16 protein-coding genes and 1 riboswitch are annotated in these 18,413 nt (G+C 45.6%); of the genes, 11 read left to right on the top strand and 5 right to left on the bottom strand.

The genetic code is table 11. From position 1 onward, the window contains the following. Positions 1 to 137: 137 nt before the first annotated feature. Positions 138 to 1,598: a lipopolysaccharide biosynthesis protein gene (locus HMPREF0663_RS03310; RefSeq protein ID WP_004368760.1), complete on the bottom strand. Its 1,461-nt coding sequence runs from the start codon at positions 1,596 to 1,598 to the stop codon at positions 138 to 140. Between the two features lie 76 nt (positions 1,599 to 1,674). Between HMPREF0663_RS03310 and HMPREF0663_RS03305 the strand changes: the two genes are divergently transcribed. Beyond that, positions 1,675 to 2,736, top strand: a complete 1,062-nt coding sequence (locus tag HMPREF0663_RS03305) for a glycosyltransferase (protein WP_004368759.1) — start codon at positions 1,675 to 1,677, stop codon at positions 2,734 to 2,736. Here HMPREF0663_RS03305 and HMPREF0663_RS03300 read toward each other — a convergent pair. Both HMPREF0663_RS03300 and HMPREF0663_RS03295 read right to left on the bottom strand, forming a co-directional pair. Next, positions 2,733 to 3,782 (bottom strand): ribonucleotide-diphosphate reductase subunit beta, encoded by a 1,050-nt coding sequence (locus HMPREF0663_RS03300; RefSeq protein WP_004368758.1) that lies wholly within the window; start codon positions 3,780 to 3,782, stop codon positions 2,733 to 2,735. The genes HMPREF0663_RS03305 and HMPREF0663_RS03300 overlap by 4 nt on opposite strands. A 46-nt stretch (positions 3,783 to 3,828) precedes the next feature. Then, positions 3,829 to 6,345, bottom strand: coding sequence for a ribonucleoside-diphosphate reductase subunit alpha (locus tag HMPREF0663_RS03295; protein ID WP_004368757.1), 2,517 nt, complete (start codon positions 6,343 to 6,345; stop codon positions 3,829 to 3,831). Positions 6,346 to 6,407: 62 nt separating this feature from the next. Further along, positions 6,408 to 6,629: riboswitch (cobalamin riboswitch) on the bottom strand. A 727-nt stretch (positions 6,630 to 7,356) separates the two neighbouring features. Here HMPREF0663_RS03295 and rplM point away from each other — a divergent pair. From rplM to tsf, 4 genes are all read left to right on the top strand, one after another. Beyond that, a complete protein-coding gene (gene rplM / locus HMPREF0663_RS03290; RefSeq protein ID WP_004368753.1) occupies positions 7,357 to 7,818 on the top strand; it encodes a 50S ribosomal protein L13 in 462 nt (153 codons plus the stop codon). A gap of 9 nt (positions 7,819 to 7,827) precedes the next feature. Further along, positions 7,828 to 8,214, top strand: coding sequence for a 30S ribosomal protein S9 (rpsI, locus tag HMPREF0663_RS03285; RefSeq protein WP_004368751.1), 387 nt, complete (start codon positions 7,828 to 7,830; stop codon positions 8,212 to 8,214). Positions 8,215 to 8,416: 202 nt separating this feature from the next. Next, positions 8,417 to 9,298, top strand: a complete 882-nt coding sequence (rpsB, locus tag HMPREF0663_RS03280; RefSeq protein WP_004368750.1) for a 30S ribosomal protein S2 — start codon at positions 8,417 to 8,419, stop codon at positions 9,296 to 9,298. A gap of 122 nt (positions 9,299 to 9,420) precedes the next feature. Beyond that, positions 9,421 to 10,413 (top strand): translation elongation factor Ts, encoded by a 993-nt coding sequence (gene tsf / locus HMPREF0663_RS03275; protein WP_004368749.1) that lies wholly within the window; start codon positions 9,421 to 9,423, stop codon positions 10,411 to 10,413. Between the two features lie 246 nt (positions 10,414 to 10,659). On the opposite strand, the gene HMPREF0663_RS03270 is transcribed toward tsf, so the two are convergent. After that, entirely contained in the window at positions 10,660 to 11,397 is a 738-nt protein-coding gene (locus HMPREF0663_RS03270; RefSeq protein WP_004368747.1) for an SIMPL domain-containing protein, read from the bottom strand. A 55-nt stretch (positions 11,398 to 11,452) separates the two neighbouring features. Further along, positions 11,453 to 12,286: an enhanced serine sensitivity protein SseB gene (locus tag HMPREF0663_RS03265; protein WP_004368746.1), complete on the bottom strand. Its 834-nt coding sequence runs from the start codon at positions 12,284 to 12,286 to the stop codon at positions 11,453 to 11,455. Positions 12,287 to 12,443: 157 nt separating this feature from the next. Between HMPREF0663_RS03265 and HMPREF0663_RS03260 the strand changes: the two genes are divergently transcribed. The 6 genes from HMPREF0663_RS03260 to HMPREF0663_RS03235 all read left to right on the top strand — a co-directional run bounded on the left by HMPREF0663_RS03260 (position 12,444) and on the right by HMPREF0663_RS03235 (position 18,341). Further along, positions 12,444 to 13,610, top strand: coding sequence for a sensor histidine kinase (locus HMPREF0663_RS03260; RefSeq protein ID WP_004368744.1), 1,167 nt, complete (start codon positions 12,444 to 12,446; stop codon positions 13,608 to 13,610). A gap of 146 nt (positions 13,611 to 13,756) precedes the next feature. Further along, on the top strand, positions 13,757 to 14,425 hold the full coding sequence (locus HMPREF0663_RS03255; RefSeq protein ID WP_016665356.1) for a hypothetical protein: 669 nt from the start codon (positions 13,757 to 13,759) through the stop codon (positions 14,423 to 14,425). Between the two features lie 414 nt (positions 14,426 to 14,839). Then, entirely contained in the window at positions 14,840 to 15,790 is a 951-nt protein-coding gene (locus tag HMPREF0663_RS03250) for an aldo/keto reductase (RefSeq protein WP_016665355.1), read from the top strand. An 87-nt stretch (positions 15,791 to 15,877) separates the two neighbouring features. Then, the gene (locus tag HMPREF0663_RS03245; protein ID WP_004368735.1) at positions 15,878 to 16,144 is read left to right on the top strand and encodes a hypothetical protein; all 267 of its coding nucleotides are present in this window, start codon (positions 15,878 to 15,880) and stop codon (positions 16,142 to 16,144) included. A 21-nt stretch (positions 16,145 to 16,165) separates the two neighbouring features. Beyond that, positions 16,166 to 16,837 carry a type 1 glutamine amidotransferase domain-containing protein gene (locus tag HMPREF0663_RS03240; RefSeq protein WP_004368733.1) on the top strand — a complete coding sequence of 224 codons (672 nt, stop codon included), beginning with the start codon at positions 16,166 to 16,168 and terminating at the stop codon, positions 16,835 to 16,837. A gap of 118 nt (positions 16,838 to 16,955) precedes the next feature. After that, complete coding sequence (locus HMPREF0663_RS03235) at positions 16,956 to 18,341, top strand: amidohydrolase family protein (RefSeq protein WP_159430520.1); 1,386 nt, start codon at positions 16,956 to 16,958, stop codon at positions 18,339 to 18,341. Positions 18,342 to 18,413 lie beyond the last annotated feature (72 nt).

Below are 18,413 nucleotides of genomic sequence, written 5' to 3'. Positions count from 1 at the left end.
TATGCCTGAGAGCGTTAGGTAGGTGCTCTGTTTGCTGCAAGTGTAGAATGTAGCTTTAATAAGCGTTTTTGTAGATGATTTAAAATTATGGCTGTATGCTGCGAATGCCTGTAAAACTTGTCTTCTGAACGGGCATTCTATTTTCTGTTCTTATTTATTTTGGCCATGACGAATTGCATGCATTCGGCAAGTATCTGTACGCGGGCGATGCGCATAACGGCGTAATAAAGCAGCACGGCCATGACAATACGCACGATAAACAGTAACCATAGCGCCTCGACAGATGCCGTAACGAGGTGGATAAGTGCCATTACACCGAGCGCAGCCAGTGCAAACGGCGCCGTATCTTTAATGAACCACACTGCACGATAGCCCGTAAGACGGTGCGTAAAGAAATACCATACAAACAGCCATATTACGTTGATGACAACGTAGGCCACCACCATTGTGCGTATGCCCAAAGGATAGATGAGCAGCATAGTAGCGATCTGTACTACGCACAACGCCAGCGTACAAAGGAAATAGGTGCCCGATCGGCCTTTGCTCAGTATCATATTCGACAGCAAGGTGCTCAATGGCATCGTGGCGCCTGCAATACATAATATCCGTACAAGTTCGGCACTGGCCAGCCATTTGGCCCCGATGGTAATAACGATGAACTCCTTTGCCACCAATCCGAAGCCGAAGAGCAGCGGAAAGGAAATAAAAGCAGTAAAGCGCATCAGCTTGCGTAAGGCGTTTAGCTGGCGTTCCCCGTCGTTCTTCAGATCAACAAGAACGGGCTGAGCCACTTGGTTTACCATGTTTTGAACAAGCGAGAAGCACTTGAAGTCCCACTGGTAAGCCTGATTATAGATACCGGCATTGCTCGTTCCGAAGTAGCGCCCCAAGAGCAAGTTGAGCACATTGTTGTTGATATGCATCGTGATTGTGGTTGCTAAAATCTTGCACGAGAAGCGGAACATGCGCCTGACGGGAGCGAAATCTATCTCGAAATGGGGGCGCCATGGGGAGTAATACCACAGCAAGGAGGTGTTCACGAAGACGTAGGTCAGTCCCTGCGAGGCCAGCGACCAGTAGCCGCAGCCGAGAAATGCCATCGTAATACCGATGGCGTTCGATATCATTACGGCTGCAATAGAGGCTTTTGCCTGCTGTTTGGCCATCAGGTTTTTGTAAAGAAAAGTCCCTTGTGCGGTGCCGAAAGATGCAATAATGATGCTTAGGAAGGCGTAACGGCACAATTGGACGATGCTTGCGGCATCTTCGTCGGGGTAGAACTGCGCAATAAGAGGGGCACAGAAAAAGAGGATGGCATAGGCGGAACACCCCACAATGATATTGAACCAGAACACCGAGTTGTAGTCTTTGTCGGTGGGATGCTGTATGTTTGCGAGCGCTATCTTGAACCCGCTCTCCTGCAAGGCTGTGGCTATGAGCGAGTAAACACTGATAATTGCGAGCATTCCATAGTCGTGGGTAGACAGCAATCGGCCTAATATTATTGCCACCAAAGCACCTACCAACTGTAAAACACCGTTGTTCATGCCGCCCCAAAAGAGCCCTTTCGCCGTTTTTTCCTTTAGCGTTTCTGTCATTATGAGTTGTTGTTGCCGTGTGCAAAAGTAATGTATATTGTAATGATAATCAAAGTTTTTTGTGTATTTTTGCCGTATGAAAGTCTATTTTTACCACACGCAAGATATACAATATATCCTGAAAAGGATGGAAAAAGGGGAATTCCCGCCGCATTTCCTGTATGGTGCAACGAAATTAGAGCGCCACGGTATCGGTGTTGTGTGGCATCGGTCGAGGCTCGGAATGGCGCGTTGGCGCATGATGATCTATAATCTATGGCAGATACTTATGCGGCGCGAGCATTTCGATGCCATATATGCCACGCATTACAGAGGAATAGAACCGCTCATATTTCTGCGTGCGTTGGGCCTGTACCGTAAACCTATCGTTATTTGGCATCATCAGCCCGTCGTACGTTCGCAATCGATATGGCGCGAATTTTTAGGAAAGTTTTTCTATAAAGGCATCGATGAGATGTTTTTCTTTTCGCGGAAATTGATAGAAGACTCACTGAAAGTCGGTAAAGTGCGGCCCGAACGTATGCATCTGGGGCATTGGGGAGCCGATTTAGGTTTCTACGACCGCATTCTTGCACGGCATGAAAAACGCAAAGGTTTTATCTCGACAGGCAAGGAAATGCGCGATATGAAAACGCTTGTTCGGGCTTTCAATGCCGCTTATACGACAGAGGCGCTGCTGGATATATATATAGGTAGGAAGAACGGAGAGGTGGATTACGAGATGTTGTTCCGCTCTATGGAGATACGAGACAATGTGCACATTCATTATCCCCAAGGCCTGTTGCCCTACGAACTGGCACTTGAAGTAAACCGAGCTGCATGTGTTGTGGTCTGTTGTATGGAGACCAAATACACCGTGGGGTTAACAACAGTCGTAGAAGCCATAGCATTAGGACTGCCTGTCATATGCAGTCGTAATCCGCAAATGCCCGTAAATCTTGAAGCAGAGGGATGCGGTATCTCTGTTGCATATGGCGATGAAGAAGGATGGCGGAAAGCTATAACTTACATACAAGAACACCCCGAGGAGGCTCGCAAGATGGGGCAACGAGGCAGAACGCTTGCCGAACGGGAATTCAATGATGAACGTTGCGCCGACGAAGTGGCTGCCTTGTTGAAGGAGGTCATAGCTCGTTAGAGATCATCTTCCAATGCCGTGCTTTTTGCGTATGCCGTACTCTTGGCTTCGAAGAAGTCTGTTTTTACCATATTGGCATTGGAGTACTGCGATACCCACTTCATGTTTTCCGGTTCTTGGATATTTTCGTCGTAGAGATACCCGAAGCCTAAACTGTGCCAACGTAGGTTCCCCAAGTAATGAATGTAATCGGAAACCATCTTGGTATTCAGTCCCGGCACCTCGTCACCAATGACATATTGCCCCCATGCTATTTCCTGACGCACGCCTTCGCGCATCATTTCTTCATATACTTTTACCTTTTCGGGCGTAAACATCTTGGGTTCTTCTTTCTTCAGTTCCTGCAATATGTTGCGAAACAGCCATAAGTGCGTGTTTTCATCACGATTGATATAACGGATTTCTTGTGCAGATCCCGACATTTTACCGTTGCGGCTAAGGTTGTAAAAGAACATGAAGCCGCTGTAAAAGTATATGCCTTCGAGAATAAAATTGGCTACACAAGTCTTCATGAGCGAGAATTTGTCGCGTTTATCATGGAATTCGTTGTAACAATCCCCTATGAATGTGTTGCGTCGGAGCAGGTGTTCGTCGGTTTTCCATTGATAAAGAATGTCGTTACGTTCCTCGGGACTGCATATCGTATCGAGCATGTAGCTGTAACTTTGGCTATGTACACACTCTTGAAACGCTTGAATATGGAGGCATAGGTTTACTTCGTTGGCCGTAATGTATTCGCTTATAGTAGGGAGATTGTTGCTTTGCAGCGAGTCGAGAAATACAAGAAAGCTTAGAATTTTGTCGTATGCAGCGCGCTCGGCTTTATCGAGTCGCGGATAATCTTTGGTATCCTGTGCAAGGTTGATTTCCTCCGGAATCCAGAAATTGTTCATGGCTTGCCGGTACCAGTCGCTTGCCCAAGGGTAACGCATGTTGTTGAAATCGTTTAAATTGGTGGTATTTCCGCCGATCATTCGGCGCAGACGTAAGTCGGTATCTCCCTCCGGATTGAAGAGAGCATTACGTTTTAGTTCGTTATTACACATAATAATATATAGTTATATGGTTTAAAATATCGGTGAATTTATTCTTTCAAGATGCGCAACTTTCGCATTCTTCTACCTCTAACGACTTGCTGCGTACATAATACAGTGTCTTTACGCCGCTCTTCCATGCCAAAAGATACAGATCAAGAACCTGTCTCATGGTGTATTCGTTAGTAATATAAAGGTTGACACTTTGCGACTGATCGAGATGTTTCTGCCGTATGCCGGCAGCTCGCATACTCCATTTTTGATCGATAAGATAGGCCCCTTTATATGCCCAATACGTCTTGTCGGATAAGTTAGGAGCAACACGTGGAAGCATTGCTCCTTTTTTCTCTTCGAGGAAAAAGCGCTTCATCACCGGATCGACACCTGCAGTTGTTCCCGCTATGATACTTGTGCTGCTGGTAGGGGCGATAGCCAAAAGATAAGCATTGCGCATACCTTGCGCCGCTTTTCGGGCAATCTGTTGCCATTCTTTCGACATATATCCCCGTTTGGTGAAGTATTTACCGGTCTTCCAATCGCTTCCATCGAAGTAAGTATATGCTCCTTTCTCTGCTGCAAGGTCGGCACTGGCCTCGATGGCAGCACGGTTGATGCGTTCGAACACTTGGTCCATAAATTCGAGATGGCGTTCGCTTTCCCACTTGATGCCACGCACGGCGAGTGCATGATGATATCCGCTCACACCCAAACCGATGCTGCGATAGCGATGGTTGGTAATGCGAGCATAGTGAAGCGGATAGAAATTGAGGTCTATTACATTGTCGAGTGCGCGTACAACAGTAGATACAATGTTCTTCATCTTACCATCATCTTCCAACGGAAGGTGCCCTAACGACAGACTGGCCAAATTACAAACCACGAAATCGCCCGGCTTTGCCGCTCTTACAACAACGGTGTCGCCTTCTTCTGTACGTATTTCGTTAGCTACGGTTTCTATCTCCGACATGTTTTGAGCGATCTCCGTACAGAGATTAGAGCAATATATTATGCCGCGATGGGCATTTGGATTAGTACGGTTTACGATATCCCGATTGAAGGTAAACGGTGTGCCTGTCTCTACTGCCGAGCGCAATACGAGGCGTACGATATCCTTTATACTCATTACACGACGCGAAATACGCAGGTCGTCTACACATTCTCGGTACCGTTTTTCCCACTCCTCGCCATAATAGTCTTCAAGACTGTACCCTTTTACTGATATGATTTCGTTAGGACAGAACATGTACCACTGCTGATTGATGTCTTCTTCGGCCATTCTCCAGAATAGATCTGGATAGCATACAGCGGGAAAGATATCGTGCGCTTTCATACGGTCGTCGCCGTTATTCGTACGAAGTTGCAGAAATTCAGGTAAATCCTTGTGCCATACATCCAAGTAGACAGCCGCCGCACCTTGACGCATACCGAGCTGATCTACGGCAACTGCCGTGTCGTTAACTAACTTCATCCAGCGTATTACGCCCCCTGCAGCTCCTTTAAAGCCCCGTATCTTTCTCCCTGCAGCACGCACTTTACCGAAATATAAGCCCATCCCGCCGCCGAATTTGCTCACTTGAGCGAAGTTATCAAGGCTTCGGAAGATGCCTTCTAAGCTATCCGGCACGGTATCAATGAAGCAACTCGACAACTGATGGAACGGTTTACGGGCGTTAGATAGGGTAGGCGTGGCCATTGTAACCTGTAACAGGCTTAACATGTCGTAGAACTTTCTTACCCATACCATACGCCTGTGGCGTTCGTTCATGGCAAGATGAAGTGCAATACCGAGAAACATCTCTTGTACACTCTCGATAGGTCGGTGCGAATAGGTGCGCATAAGATAACGTTTGATAAGGAGATCGATGCCCGAATAGTTAAGCAGATTGTTGCGTTCGGGTACGATAAAAGAAGCAGCCTCGGCAATTTCCTCCTCCGAATAGGCCTTGAGAATATAGTCGCCATACAGTTTTTCATCGGTAAGATAGCGCAGCTTTTCGTATAGAGAATGTATGCCTTCGGTTTCTTCGAAAGTACTGATATCTTTATTCAGCTGGTATGAGGCAAGACGGGCTGCAATAAATTCCCAGTCGGGAGCCTCTGCGGTGGTCATTTCCACAGCGGCTTTGATGAGTGCCGATAGTTTATTATCCTCGTTCATGCCCGCCCTGCTGAAGCTGTTGAACTTTTCTGATAATGCAGAAATGCCGTATTCGCTGCCGTAGAAGTCGTTTGCAATGCCTTTCAATATCCCTGCAATGGCGGTATCTCCTATCTCTTCTGCAATTGCATTGAGCGCTTTACGTTGTTCAGTGCGTTTCCAACGGAAGAGAATGTAGCTTTTGGCTTCGTTATAGAACCCTTTTTCCATAAGTTTACGCTCCACTTCGTCTTGTATGCTCTCCACATTGCGTCTATCGGCATGGGTGTTAATCACGTTTTCTACTGCGCCCACTATGGCATAAAGTTCCGTATCGGCCACAGAATTGCCTGTGCTGATGAAGCTTTTACGAATGGCTGTGGCGATTTTCTCTTTATCGTAGTGTTCCACAGAACCATTCCTTTTGGTAATTTCCATGAGAAATATGAATATATTTAATAGAATATGATTTTCGTACTGCCCGCTAACCCACGAGCGAAAGCAGCCTTTGATGAATGGCAGGTATTCTGACTTACTCCTGTATGTTCCTGCCTTCCCACATATCTTCTTTGTGTGTTGTTGTGATATGCAGTGGCGTTCCTTGTGTTGGAATATACATAAAGAGCTTCACAGCAGCGGGACTGTCGGGGATTTACACCCCGTTCCCTTTTAATTGCGGCGTAAGATACCGACTCTCGCAAACCAATTCAGGAACAAAGATAAGTAATTTTGTTCGACGGGAAAAATATTTTTGTAGTTTTTACAATAATAAGATGTGGCTTATAAACATATCTCTTACTTGCCTTATTCCTATTAAATAAAGAGTGTACACCTAATTTGTATTGACCGCACAGTATGGTTGTACAAAATATACCTTATCGTAGAATGAAGAATAAATGTGGTTTTCGAAGGTGTGAAGTATGTAAGGCTTTTTATATTCAATCCTTTCTCCGATCGATTAGGTCTGACAAAGAATACGAGTAAATCATGGAATAATTGCTGGTGAAAGGTATCAACAGTATAAGAATATCGCGGCATGACAGGCATGTGCAGATATTGGTGAAAGATGCAAACCTAACATTTAAGTTGCGTAATAAAAATTCTTTCTACGAACATTGAGCCGAGGATGTAGCCCGTTTCTTACATTTTGCACAACATATCAGGGTATAAAACAGTTCGTTGTTAGGAAATGTTATCCATATAACACGGTAGTTTAACGACGTTAAAATGGTTAATTATTTATAAAATTGGTTTTAAGCGTATCTTATACAGTACTCTAATCTGAAAAATATACGTACTTTTGCAGACCGATTATTTTCGGGGATGAACTTAGAGTCCCCTGTGCGGACGTGTTAATAGCAGTACTTTTGGCCGAGTGTTGCGGTTAGGGAATCGCTCGTACAAGTATAAGATTAAAAACGTTTTTTAGTAGTAAATTTAAATTTTAAAATGAACACTTTAAGTTTCAAAACCATTTCTGCTAACAAAGAAACGGTAAAGAAGGAGTGGGTGGTTATCGATGCTACCGACCAGATTGTAGGTCGTCTCTGCTCTAAAGTTGCCAAGTTGCTTCGCGGAAAGTACAAACCGAACTTCACACCCCACGTAGATTGTGGAGACAACGTAATCATTATCAATGCCGCTAAGGTGAGATTTACCGGCAAAAAAGAAACAGATAAGGTTTATACCCATTATACTGGTTACCCCGGTGGGCAGCGTTTCGACACACCGGAAGAACTTCGTAAGACCAAGAATGGTGTAGAGAAGATACTTCGTCATGCCGTTAAAGGCATGTTACCCAAAGGTCCTCTCGGTCGTTCTTTGGTAGATAATCTGTATGTGTTTGAAGGCACAGAGCACAATAAAGCGGCTCAGAAGCCGAAAACAATCGATATTAACCAGTATAAATAAATCGTAGAAATGGAAGTAATAAATGCAATTGGTCGCCGTAAGAGTGCTATAGCTCGTGTTTACCTTTCGGAAGGTACAGGTAAGATCACTATCAATAAAAGAGATTTAGAAACGTTCTTCCCGTCTGCCATCCTGCAGTATGTGGTGAAACAACCACTGCAGCTTCTCGATGTAGAGGGAAAATATGATATTAAGGCTAACCTTGACGGTGGCGGATTTACCGGTCAGAGTCAGGCTTTACGCCTCGCTATTGCTCGCGCCCTCGTAAAAGTAAATGCGGAAGACAAGAAGAATTTGAAAGATCACGGTTTCCTCACACGCGACTCTCGTGCCGTTGAACGTAAGAAACCGGGCCGTCCTAAAGCTCGTCGTCGCTTCCAGTTCAGTAAGCGTTAATACGATCGAAGATTTACAATCGATAGCGGTAGGGATGAAATTTTTATCCCCATTACCGATTGTAGATGCCCGATTTTACTGAACAGTTTAGTATCTAAACCTGCCGGACTCGTTTGGCGTTAATCTCGTCTGTATGATTACCTGCGGGCTGATTCTAAAAAGAATTCAAAAAGAAAGTAAACATTAAACAAGAAAAAAGACAATGTCAAGAACAAATTTTGACCAATTACTGCAGGCAGGATGCCATTTCGGACACCTTCGCCGCAAGTGGAATCCCGCCATGGCTCCTTATATATTTATGGAGCGTAATGGCATTCATATCATCGATCTGAACAAAACCGTGGCTAAGGTAGACGAGGCAGCGGAGGCATTAAAGCAGATTGCCAAGTCTGGAAAGAAGATATTGTTCGTCGCTACTAAAAAACAAGCTAAGGATATTGTGGCTGATAAGGCTGCTTCTGTTAACATGCCATACGTGATTGAACGCTGGCCGGGCGGTATGCTCACCAACTTTCCCACAATTCGTAAGGCAGTCAAAAAAATGACGAACATTGATAAACTGATGAGTGATGGTACGTTTGCCAACCTTTCAAAGCGCGAATTGCTTCAGATTACACGTCAACGTGCTAAGTTGGAGAAGAACCTTGGTTCTATTGCAGACCTTACTCGTTTGCCTTCGGCACTGTTCGTAGTGGACGTTATGAAAGAGGCTATCGCTGTTAAGGAGGCTAATCGTTTAGGTATTCCGGTATTTGCAATGGTAGATACCAATTCCGATCCTAACAATGTCGACTTCGTTATTCCCGCAAACGACGATGCTAAAGATAGCGTAGATGCTATTCTTACCGCTTGTTGTCAGGCAATTGCGGAAGGTCTTGAAGAACGTAAAGTGGAGAAAGCCGACGAAAAAGCAGCTTCAGAACAGGCAGAAGAAGTTGCTGATACTAAATCAAAACGTGCTCGTAAAGCTCGTAAAGACAAGGAAGATGCTCCAGAAACAGAAGCTAAGACCGAAGTTAAAGCAGAGGACGAGGCAGAAGTAAAGACAGAAGTTGTAGAGGACGAAGCTCCTGCTGCAGAATAATATAAGTATAGAATGGGGATTATGAGACAGCGATTAGTGGTTTCATCAATCGTTTGTCTGTAATCCCTGTTTTTATTTTCTATCAAATAATCAAATTTAAACAATAAAAAGGAATATACATTATGGCTGTTTCAATCGCTGAAATACAGAAACTCCGTAAGCTTACAGGTGCCGGTTTGGCAGACTGCAAGAAAGCACTTACCGAGGCTGATGGTAATATAGAAAAGGCAATCGAACTCGTTCGTGAACGCGGATTGGCTATTGCAGCAAAGCGTTCCGACCGTGAGACTTCGAACGGTTGTGTACTTGTAGACTACAAGAATGGCTTTGGTGCAATGATTGCATTGAAGTGTGAAACCGATTTTGTGGCTAATGGTGCGGATTACATCAAACTTACACAAGACATACTCGATGCAGCTCTCGCCGTTAAAGCTAAGAGTCTCGACGAAGTAAAGGAACTTACGCTTGCCGATGGCACCAAGGTTGCCGACGCTGTAAAGCTTCGTTCGGGCATTACAGGTGAGAAGATGGAGCTCGATGGGTACAATTATCTTGAGGGAGATAATATCTATTGTTACAATCATATGAACCGCAACATGCTCTGTACGATGGTTCAACTCTCTGCTCCTGCTGAAGAACAGGGGCATCAAGTGGCCATGCAAGTTGCAGCAATGAACCCTGTAGCTCTGGATGAGGCGTCTGTTCCTGCTAAAGTAAAGGAGGAAGAATTTGCCGTTGCGGTACAGAAAACGAAAGAAGAACAGATAGAGAAAGCCGTTGCAGCTGCCATCAAGAAGGCTGGATACAACGCTTATATTGCGGAAAGCGAGGAACATCTTGAAGAAGGAATCCGCAAAGGAAACATTACGGAGGCCGATGCAGAAGCCATCCGCACGCTGAAGAAAGAGACTGCAGAGCAAAAGTCTGCCAATCTTCCCGAACAAATGATTCAGAATATCGCCAACGGTCGTATGGCTAAGTTCTACAAAGAGAACTGTTTGGTGAACCAAGAATTTATCGGAGACTCTAAAGTTACCGTTTCCGAATATCTGAAACAAACCGGCAAGGATCTCACTGTAATCGCTTTCAAGCGCTTTACGTTGCGTGCTGAATAATCCTTTATGGGGAGATATAAAATACAAGCGGGCATGTCGAAACATCGGCATGCCCGCTTTTTTATTTAATTGTATTCTTCCTCTTTATACCCGAAACTTATCATTAATAGAGTTGATAAGTCAGCAATAGATATTGTAGTCGAGTGATATCGGGATATTGTAATCCAAGTTCAATAACGTTGTTTTCAATTTGTCAGGTTCGCATGTCTTTCTAATTTTTTTGCTTTATATTGAACGGGGAGTGTGTTAATCAATCTTGTAGGCTGTTTTTAGCGTGATGCTGGCCACCTTTTCTTTGCTCGAGGTGTTGAATGTTCCGCCCCAACTGTATTCCTCGTCGCTGTTCAGACCTACGATTTGAAAGACGCCCATCGATGATGAAATAAGCTTACCTACCGATGCATCGCTGCCTTTGGCGATAATCTGTGCGCGTTCATAGGCATTGGCGCTCGCCTTTTCAAGCATCTCCATCTTCAGTTCATTCAGCTTGGTATAGTAATAGAGCGGTGAACTGCTGCTAAAAGAGATACCTTGGTTGTAGAGTTCAGAGATATTTTGATAAACCTTTTCTACCGTATCGATGTCTTTCGAACTTACCGTAAATGTCTGTGATGCCGAATATCCATCGCTGACGGTAATATAATGTTTTGTTTTCGCATCGTATATTTCTTTGGTAAGTTCCGTAAGGTCGACGCTGTTTGTCGATATGCATGTGTCGGCAATTCCGCTGCTTGTTAGGAATTTGCGCATGATTTTTGCCACCCGCTTGTATTCGTTGAAAGCCGTATTACGGTCTTTCCCGTTAGCGCTAATCGATATATCCCACACGATCAGATCGCTGGTAATTTGTTTTTCGGCCAAGCCAGTAACATAGATTTTCGCTTTTTCTTCTCTGAAATTCGTTACTCCCTTGGCGAGCAGCCATGCACTGATGATGACTACGATACCTGCAAATGCAATAGCAATAACTTTGTTCTTGTTCATGATTGTTATGGTTTTAAGTTGTTGAATTTATGTGAATAAAAGGCTTCCTGCGGCATTATCGGCCGAGCAGACGGTTCCAAAAACTTTGTTCTTTACGGTAGAAAGGTTTCACGCCATCAATAGCTCTACGCCCGAAATCGTCGTTATAAGGGATCATATCTAAATATTTTCCGTCGAGATAAGGGGAGCCTGCATCACCTATTCCTTTGAATATCGACGAACGTTCGCCCTTGAACCGCACGACAATCAGGTAGGAGTCTCCACTCGTTCGGCTTAGCCATTGCAACCAAAGCGCTTTGATACGCGGATCGGTCTTGGCGTATTCGGCCACGGCATCGACCAGTTTGTGCGGATAGTCCTTGGGTGTACCTATAAGCACTTTTTCATTTTCCTGCACGGTGTGCTGTGTATGTCCGGTTAGTTTCAGTTCTTTCATTTCTTTCCATCGGGCAATCATTTTTCGATCGATGGGATAATTGTCGCTGAAAGGATTGATGACAACACCCTCGGCATCGCCGTCGAGCACCAGCGAAGCGTAGTCGTCGAAACTCAATATCTGTGTTTTTACATGCTTACCCTGCAAGTGTTCCCACTTCCACAACTCTTCCCAATCGATGAAGATGGGGAAGAAAGTCTTTTCGTTAAGACCAACCATAAGGTATGAGATATGGGTTCCGGCGGGTATCGTCACATGGTTTCCCTCAGTTTTTTCGGGTTCTTTAGACATCTCTATTACCGACAGAAAGTGCGCATTCATCACAAATTCCTCGGCAATAGCCTCCATAATGCCGCACGTGCTGTCGTTGGCTTTTCCGCCAGCATTGCGGAACTCGGCAAACAGTTCTTTAAGTTTGGGGTTCTCGAGAGGGGTGTTGACGTCGATTTCCATATCGTTTGATTTAGCATTACTTTCTGCAAATGTCGACAAAATATTCGGAACATGCAAGCATTCCCTATGATAAATAAACGAAAAACGTTTGGGGGAGCATCCGCTCTCGTTGCATGCAGACACAATATATTCCGTATTCGCACGTTTCTCTTACGTTATGCAATGGACCGATCGCATCCGACAAGTAAAAATATTCTTGGTGCTTGCAGCCGTTATTATCGCTGTGGCATCGCTTGTGGTGTCTCATTTTCTCATTCGAGACCTGTCTGTCGAGGAGCGCAATAAGATGGAAGTGTGGGCCGAGGCCATGCGTACACTCAATATGGCCGACGAGTCTACCGACATGAGATTAGTGCTCAAGGTAATCAATGAGAACAATACGATACCCGTTATCGTGATGGATGCCGGCGGTAATGCCCAGTTCTTTCGTAACGTAAACGTGGCAGGCAAGAATTATGCCGATAGTTTGCAACAGGCCACAATGATAGGTCTGCGGATGAAACAGTCGGGCCGTAGCATCCGTATTATGCTCGGCAACCGGCCCAAGGCCGACTATATAGATGTGTGCTACGACGAGTCTCTCATGCTTAAACGTCTTGCCTATTATCCTTTTGTGCAGCTCGGAGTGGTTATGATTTTTGTTGTAGTGGCCATATTTGCCCTGCTTACTTCCAAAAGAGCCGAACAGAACAAGGTATGGGTGGGCCTTTCGAAGGAAACGGCACACCAACTCGGCACTCCTATTTCGAGCTTGATGGCATGGACGGAGATACTGAAAGAGAGCTATCCCCACGACAAACTCATCCCCGAGATGGATAAAGATGTGAAGCGATTGCAGCTGATTGCCGATCGTTTCTCTAAGATCGGATCGGTGCCAGAGCCTGTTCCGTCGAACTTGAACGAGGTGGTAGAGCATGTCGCGGAGTATATGGATCGCCGCACATCGAAAGCTGTAAGGATGATAAAAGACCTGCCCGACCACGATGTTGTTATCAAGTTGAACGCTTCGTTGTTCGAGTGGGTGATCGAAAACCTGTCGAAGAATGCCGTCGATGCTATGGGCGGCGAGGGCGGAACGATCACTCTGCGTGTGGAAGATGCCAAAGACAAGGCCGTTGTTGAGGTGACGGACACGGGTAAGGGCATCCGGAAGAAAGACCTACGCAACGTGTTTCGCCCGGGTTTCACCACCAAGAAGCGCGGATGGGGCTTGGGGTTGAGCCTTGCAAAGCGCATCGTTGAGGAATATCATCACGGTAAAATCTTCGTTAAGATGTCGGAAGCAGGCAAGGGAACCACGTTCCGTATCGAACTCGGAAAATAGGAGCACGGGCGAAACAAGGTAGGCTTGCAGATAATACAGCCGTTGTTTATTTACTTCTGAGTCGATAGGCAAGATAGCTCCTTATCGCTCCCGTTAACGCTCCGAATAGTGCATAACATTATTAAACAACTAAAAAATAACCGATTATGAAATCTTTTATCAGCAAATTGTTCGCATTTTTATGCTTGTTGACTGGTGTTTCGTGCACATCGAAAACAGCATCCCGTATGCCTATTTATGTTATGCCGTGGTACAATTCGGAAGGTTTAGTCATAAATGTAGGTAAATATAGCGAGGCTTTAAAGCAAAATACTTCTGCCGCCCTGTTGGAAACAGCCCGACAGATGAAAGAACATCTCGACCAAGTTCCCATAGAAGCCCTTTATGTGTTGGCTGTCCGTCTGTACGATATGGATGAAAAAGAAGAGAGCGCCTATTGGTTTTATGTCGCTCAATTCCGTGCACGTGTGTTCAAAGGCATGCTTGCAGAGGTCGGAGGCATAGGGGATAAAGGCTTTGAATTGCAGCAGGCTTTCGCCTCCTTTAACCAATTGGTAGGCACATACATCAACGGTTATATCGGCGGCAATGTAGATAAGTGGGTGCAGGTAATAGAACGAGCCGGCGAAACCTGTAAAAACATGGGCTACATGGGCGTGCCTTATCCCGATATTAAGTTCAGGCCGGTTGCCGAACAGCCTGCAATTGTTGCAGGTGTTTATAAGGGATTGATGGAGCTTAAGGAAAAAATATCCCATGAGAAAAAGGAAATCGAGCGCATCAGAAAGGAGAACGGGGTGAACGGGAAATATTGATCTCTCTCCTTTTTCCATATAGCTTGCAGCGTATTCGTGCCGTGCGAAAAGCGGCAGGAATGGTAAATGCAGCGAACGTTCTGCATGTGTTTCTAATATAAATGGTGTCGGATAAGGCGAAAGACGGCGGTTGCTCGCTTTGTCCTATACTATTCTTTTCATGATACTTTCCGCCTCTGTCCGGAGGCAGTGGTACAAGCGTCGGGCACATACGGTACATCTAAGGTGCTTGGGTGGCATCTCTGTTTACGTTAGATGATATGTTTTCGGGCAATAGGTGTATCGGCTGCAGGCGGATGGTTATGTAATATTTATTCTTAAAACCGTGAAATTTATCCTTTTAACCGTAATTTCGGTACATGTTGTTCGGCAGAATTGAATTACTTTTGCACTTGGATGTTAAAATTATATTTTATGAAGAAAGAAATGTCACAGATAGCATTGGGCACTTGGGCGTGGGGTGCAGGAGCCGCAGGTGGAGATCAAGTGTTCGGAAACAGTACGGATATCAATACTCTGAGGCCGGTATTCGACGCTGCCATGCTGCATGGATTGAACCTTTGGGATACGGCCACTGCCTATGGCATGGGCGCATCGGAAGATATTCTCGGCACGTTTGCCAAAACGGTTAGGCGCGATGAGATTTTTCTCTCTACTAAGTTCACGCCGCAGATAGCACAGATGTACGATAATAGTGTGGAAAAAATGGCCGATGCTTCGCTGAAAAGGCTCGGTACAGACTATATAGATGTGTATTGGATTCATAACCCGATGGATGTAGAGCGCTGGACGCCCGGGCTCATTCCTCTGCTGAAAAGCGGAAAGATAAGGCAGGTAGGCGTGAGCAATCACAATATAGAAGAGATAAAGCGTGCCAACGAGATACTTAAAGCTGCGGGCGACTACAGGATAAGTGCCGTTCAGAACCACTTTTCGTTGCTGTATCGCTCTTCTGAAAAGGGTGGTGTACTCGACTATTGCAAGGAAAACGGTATTAAGTTTTGGGCATATATGGTGCTCGAGCAGGGCGCCCTTTCGGGAAAATACAGCAAGGAAAACCCGTTACCCGCAGAGAGTGCCCGCGGTCAGAAGTACAACCCCGTACTCGATAAGTTGCAGGCGTTGACCGATGCCATGAAGGAAATCGGCAGCAGATATGGCATCAGTTGCTCGCAAGTGGGACTGGCGTGGGCGCTTACCAAAGGCACAAATCCTATTATCGGGGCTACCAAGGAACGCCATGTGGTAGAAGCTGCCGGAGCTGCCGATATACGTCTGACGGCTGAAGAGGTAACTCGGCTTGAAACCCTTGCCGATGCGACTGGCGTAGATACCCGCGGCGAGTGGGAGCACACGATGGAGTAACGAGTGTACAATAGAAAAGCATTCATTACAAACAAAGAAATTGAATAATAGAAAAAGTAATAGTATTAATTTTAAAAGAATGTAATTATGGCAAAAAGATTAGTAGTAAACACATTTGGAGAGTTGGCCAACATTCCCGGTTTGCAGGAAATATTGCCCAAAGAGTTTGCAGTTGCAGAAGAATTAAAGAAGCTCGGTGTATTGGAAACCTTATTGGTAAAGGACGGAGCAAAGGGGGCTTTCCTCGTTTTCACCGAGACCGATGAGGCAAAGGTGCGCGAGTATGTACAGCGATTGCCGCTACATACCTATTTCGATAGGGTAGAATACACGCTGACGGATAAATCTTTTTAAACGATAAGGAGACAGAATAAAATGGATAAAATATTATTTGTGGTAACCAGCCATGATAAAAAAGGAGATACAGGCGAACCTACCGGCTACTTTCTTGCAGAGGTAACGCATCCTTGGGATGTACTGGTAAATGCAGGATATGAAATAGATTTCGTTAGTCCGAAGGGCGGAAATGCACCTGTAGACGGCTTTGATTTAACGGATGCCGTTAATAAGAAGTTTTGGGAAAATACCAAATATCACGATAAGATAACTCATACAATGAAACCGTCTGAGGTAAATCCCGCCGATTATAAGGCTATTTTCTATGCCGGAGGACAAGGAACAATGTGGGATTTTGCCGATAATGAAGAGCTTGCAAAAATAGGTCAGCAGATATACGAGAACGGGGGAATCGTAAGCGCCGTATGTCATGGCCCGTCCGGATTGCTGAATATAAAGCTTAAGAATGGCGATTATCTTATCAAGGACAAGAAAATTTGTTCGTTCACCAATGCTGAAGAGGTAGCTGTAGGTACGGAGAAAGTCGTACCTTATTTACTTGAAGACGCTATAGTTGGGCGTGGCGCTATCTTTATGCGTAGGGCTCCGTGGGGCGATTGTACGGTAAGCGATAACCGTGTTATTACCGGACAGAACCCGCAGTCGGCACATAGTGTTGGTGAAGCTGTACTTGCTGAGCTGAAGAAATAAATCGTTGACGACTGTCTGTAGATATTTCCATTGTCTACAGACAGTTTCTTTTTCTGTAGAATAGAGAATGAAAAGGAACTTATTCATATTATTTTTATTAATTTTATTCCCGATGACAATGAGTGCAAAAGAGGCGCAAGACAGCATGATTGTGCGTATTGCCGAGATCGAAGTTTATCCCGATTACTTGGACGAATACCTGAAGATGTCGAGGGAAGTCGGCGAAACATCGGTACGAAACGAGCGTGGCGTGGTTTGCATCTACCCTGTGCAGGTGAAGCGCAACAAAAACCTAATTCGCATTTTGGAGATTTATAAAGACCGAGAGGCTTATCAGTCGCATATAGAAACGGCGCATTTTCAGCGATACAAGCAGGGTACGTTGCACATGGTTAAGTCGCTCGATTTGGTCGATACCTATCCGCTCGCTCCGGAAGCAATGCCTCTGATATTCAAAAAAGGCGATATGGCTGCAGAACCTGTTAAGAAAATCATCACCATAGAGGAGCATTTCACGTTGCCGAACATTGGTAAAAAGGTGATGGCTTGGCTGACGAAGCAGAACGGAGGTACTCCGCCTGTGAGCGAAACGCAGAAAGAGTTGATGAAGATAGTATTGCCGACGAACGAAGATATAGAGGATGTGGCCGAAAGACGTATTCGCTTTATGGACGAGGCGGGGGTAGACATGCAGGTACTTTCGTATGGTGCGGGCAGTCCGCAGAACATTACCGACCGTAAAGTGGCCGTTCAACTGTGCAAGGAGGCCAATGACGAGCTGGCGCGGCTTATTGCCAAGCACCCTACACGCTTCGCCGGTTTCGCTCTTCTGCCTATGGCAGATCCGCAGGCTGCTGCAGATGAGTTGGAACGGGCGGTAAAGGTGTTGGGCTTAAAGGGGGCGATGTTGTCGGGAACCTTCAACGGCCGTTTCTTCGATGAGCACGAGTTTAGACCGATATTCCGGCGTGCTGCTGCGTTGGGAGTGCCCATATATCTGCATCCCGCCACGATAAAAGGCGACGTGGCAAAGTATTATTATCAAAACGAACAGTGGTCGCAGGTGGCGAGTGCGATGTTTGCAACGGCAGGATACGGCTGGCATGTAGACTCCGGCATCGGGGTGCTCCGGCTGATTATGTCGGGAATATTCGACGAATTGCCGTCGCTTCAGATTATTTCAGGGCATTGGGGAGAGCTCGTTCCGTTCTATCTGAACCGGCTCGACGACCAACAGAGCAAGACGATGAAGCTACCCCGCAAGATTTCGGATTACTATAAAAGCAACATATATATCACGCCCAGCGGTTTTTTCTCCGATGCCCAGTTGCGGTATGCCATAGAAGCGGTGGGCGCCGATCGCATTATATACGCGGCAGACTATCCTTTCCTGATCGATAAGAATACGCGGGCGTTTCTCGATATGGCTCCCATATCTAATGAAGACAGGGATAAGATCGGGTATCTGAATGCCGAACGACTGTTGAAACTGAACGATAAGTAACGCGCTGTCGGCCGTTGTGCCGGCGGCAGTATTACAGTTTGGTGTACCGAGATGTCGCTTCTCGGTTTACAC

Source organism: Hoylesella oralis ATCC 33269 (genome assembly GCF_000185145.2).
GTDB classification, from domain to species: Bacteria; Bacteroidota; Bacteroidia; order Bacteroidales; family Bacteroidaceae; genus Prevotella; species Prevotella phocaeensis.
This window is presented reverse-complemented; position numbering and strand designations above follow the sequence as displayed.

Excerpts from the sequence above, each read along its gene's own strand:
- rpsB (WP_004368750.1), top strand. The coding sequence starts at position 8,417 with ATGTCAAGAACAAATTTTGACCAATTACTGCAGGCAGGATGCCATTTC.
- HMPREF0663_RS03240 (WP_004368733.1), top strand. The coding sequence starts at position 16,166 with ATGGATAAAATATTATTTGTGGTAACCAGCCATGATAAAAAAGGAGAT.
- HMPREF0663_RS03260 (WP_004368744.1), top strand. The coding sequence starts at position 12,444 with ATGCAATGGACCGATCGCATCCGACAAGTAAAAATATTCTTGGTGCTT.
- rplM (WP_004368753.1), top strand. The coding sequence starts at position 7,357 with ATGAACACTTTAAGTTTCAAAACCATTTCTGCTAACAAAGAAACGGTA.
- HMPREF0663_RS03255 (WP_016665356.1), top strand. The coding sequence starts at position 13,757 with ATGAAATCTTTTATCAGCAAATTGTTCGCATTTTTATGCTTGTTGACT.
- HMPREF0663_RS03270 (WP_004368747.1), bottom strand. The coding sequence starts at position 11,397 with ATGAACAAGAACAAAGTTATTGCTATTGCATTTGCAGGTATCGTAGTC.
- HMPREF0663_RS03250 (WP_016665355.1), top strand. The coding sequence starts at position 14,840 with ATGAAGAAAGAAATGTCACAGATAGCATTGGGCACTTGGGCGTGGGGT.
- rpsI (WP_004368751.1), top strand. The coding sequence starts at position 7,828 with ATGGAAGTAATAAATGCAATTGGTCGCCGTAAGAGTGCTATAGCTCGT.
- HMPREF0663_RS03300 (WP_004368758.1), bottom strand. The coding sequence starts at position 3,782 with ATGTGTAATAACGAACTAAAACGTAATGCTCTCTTCAATCCGGAGGGA.
- HMPREF0663_RS03265 (WP_004368746.1), bottom strand. The coding sequence starts at position 12,286 with ATGGAAATCGACGTCAACACCCCTCTCGAGAACCCCAAACTTAAAGAA.
- HMPREF0663_RS03235 (WP_159430520.1), top strand. The coding sequence starts at position 16,956 with ATGAGTGCAAAAGAGGCGCAAGACAGCATGATTGTGCGTATTGCCGAG.
- HMPREF0663_RS03305 (WP_004368759.1), top strand. The coding sequence starts at position 1,675 with ATGAAAGTCTATTTTTACCACACGCAAGATATACAATATATCCTGAAA.
- HMPREF0663_RS03245 (WP_004368735.1), top strand. The coding sequence starts at position 15,878 with ATGGCAAAAAGATTAGTAGTAAACACATTTGGAGAGTTGGCCAACATT.
- HMPREF0663_RS03310 (WP_004368760.1), bottom strand. The coding sequence starts at position 1,598 with ATGACAGAAACGCTAAAGGAAAAAACGGCGAAAGGGCTCTTTTGGGGC.
- HMPREF0663_RS03295 (WP_004368757.1), bottom strand. The coding sequence starts at position 6,345 with ATGGAAATTACCAAAAGGAATGGTTCTGTGGAACACTACGATAAAGAG.
- tsf (WP_004368749.1), top strand. The coding sequence starts at position 9,421 with ATGGCTGTTTCAATCGCTGAAATACAGAAACTCCGTAAGCTTACAGGT.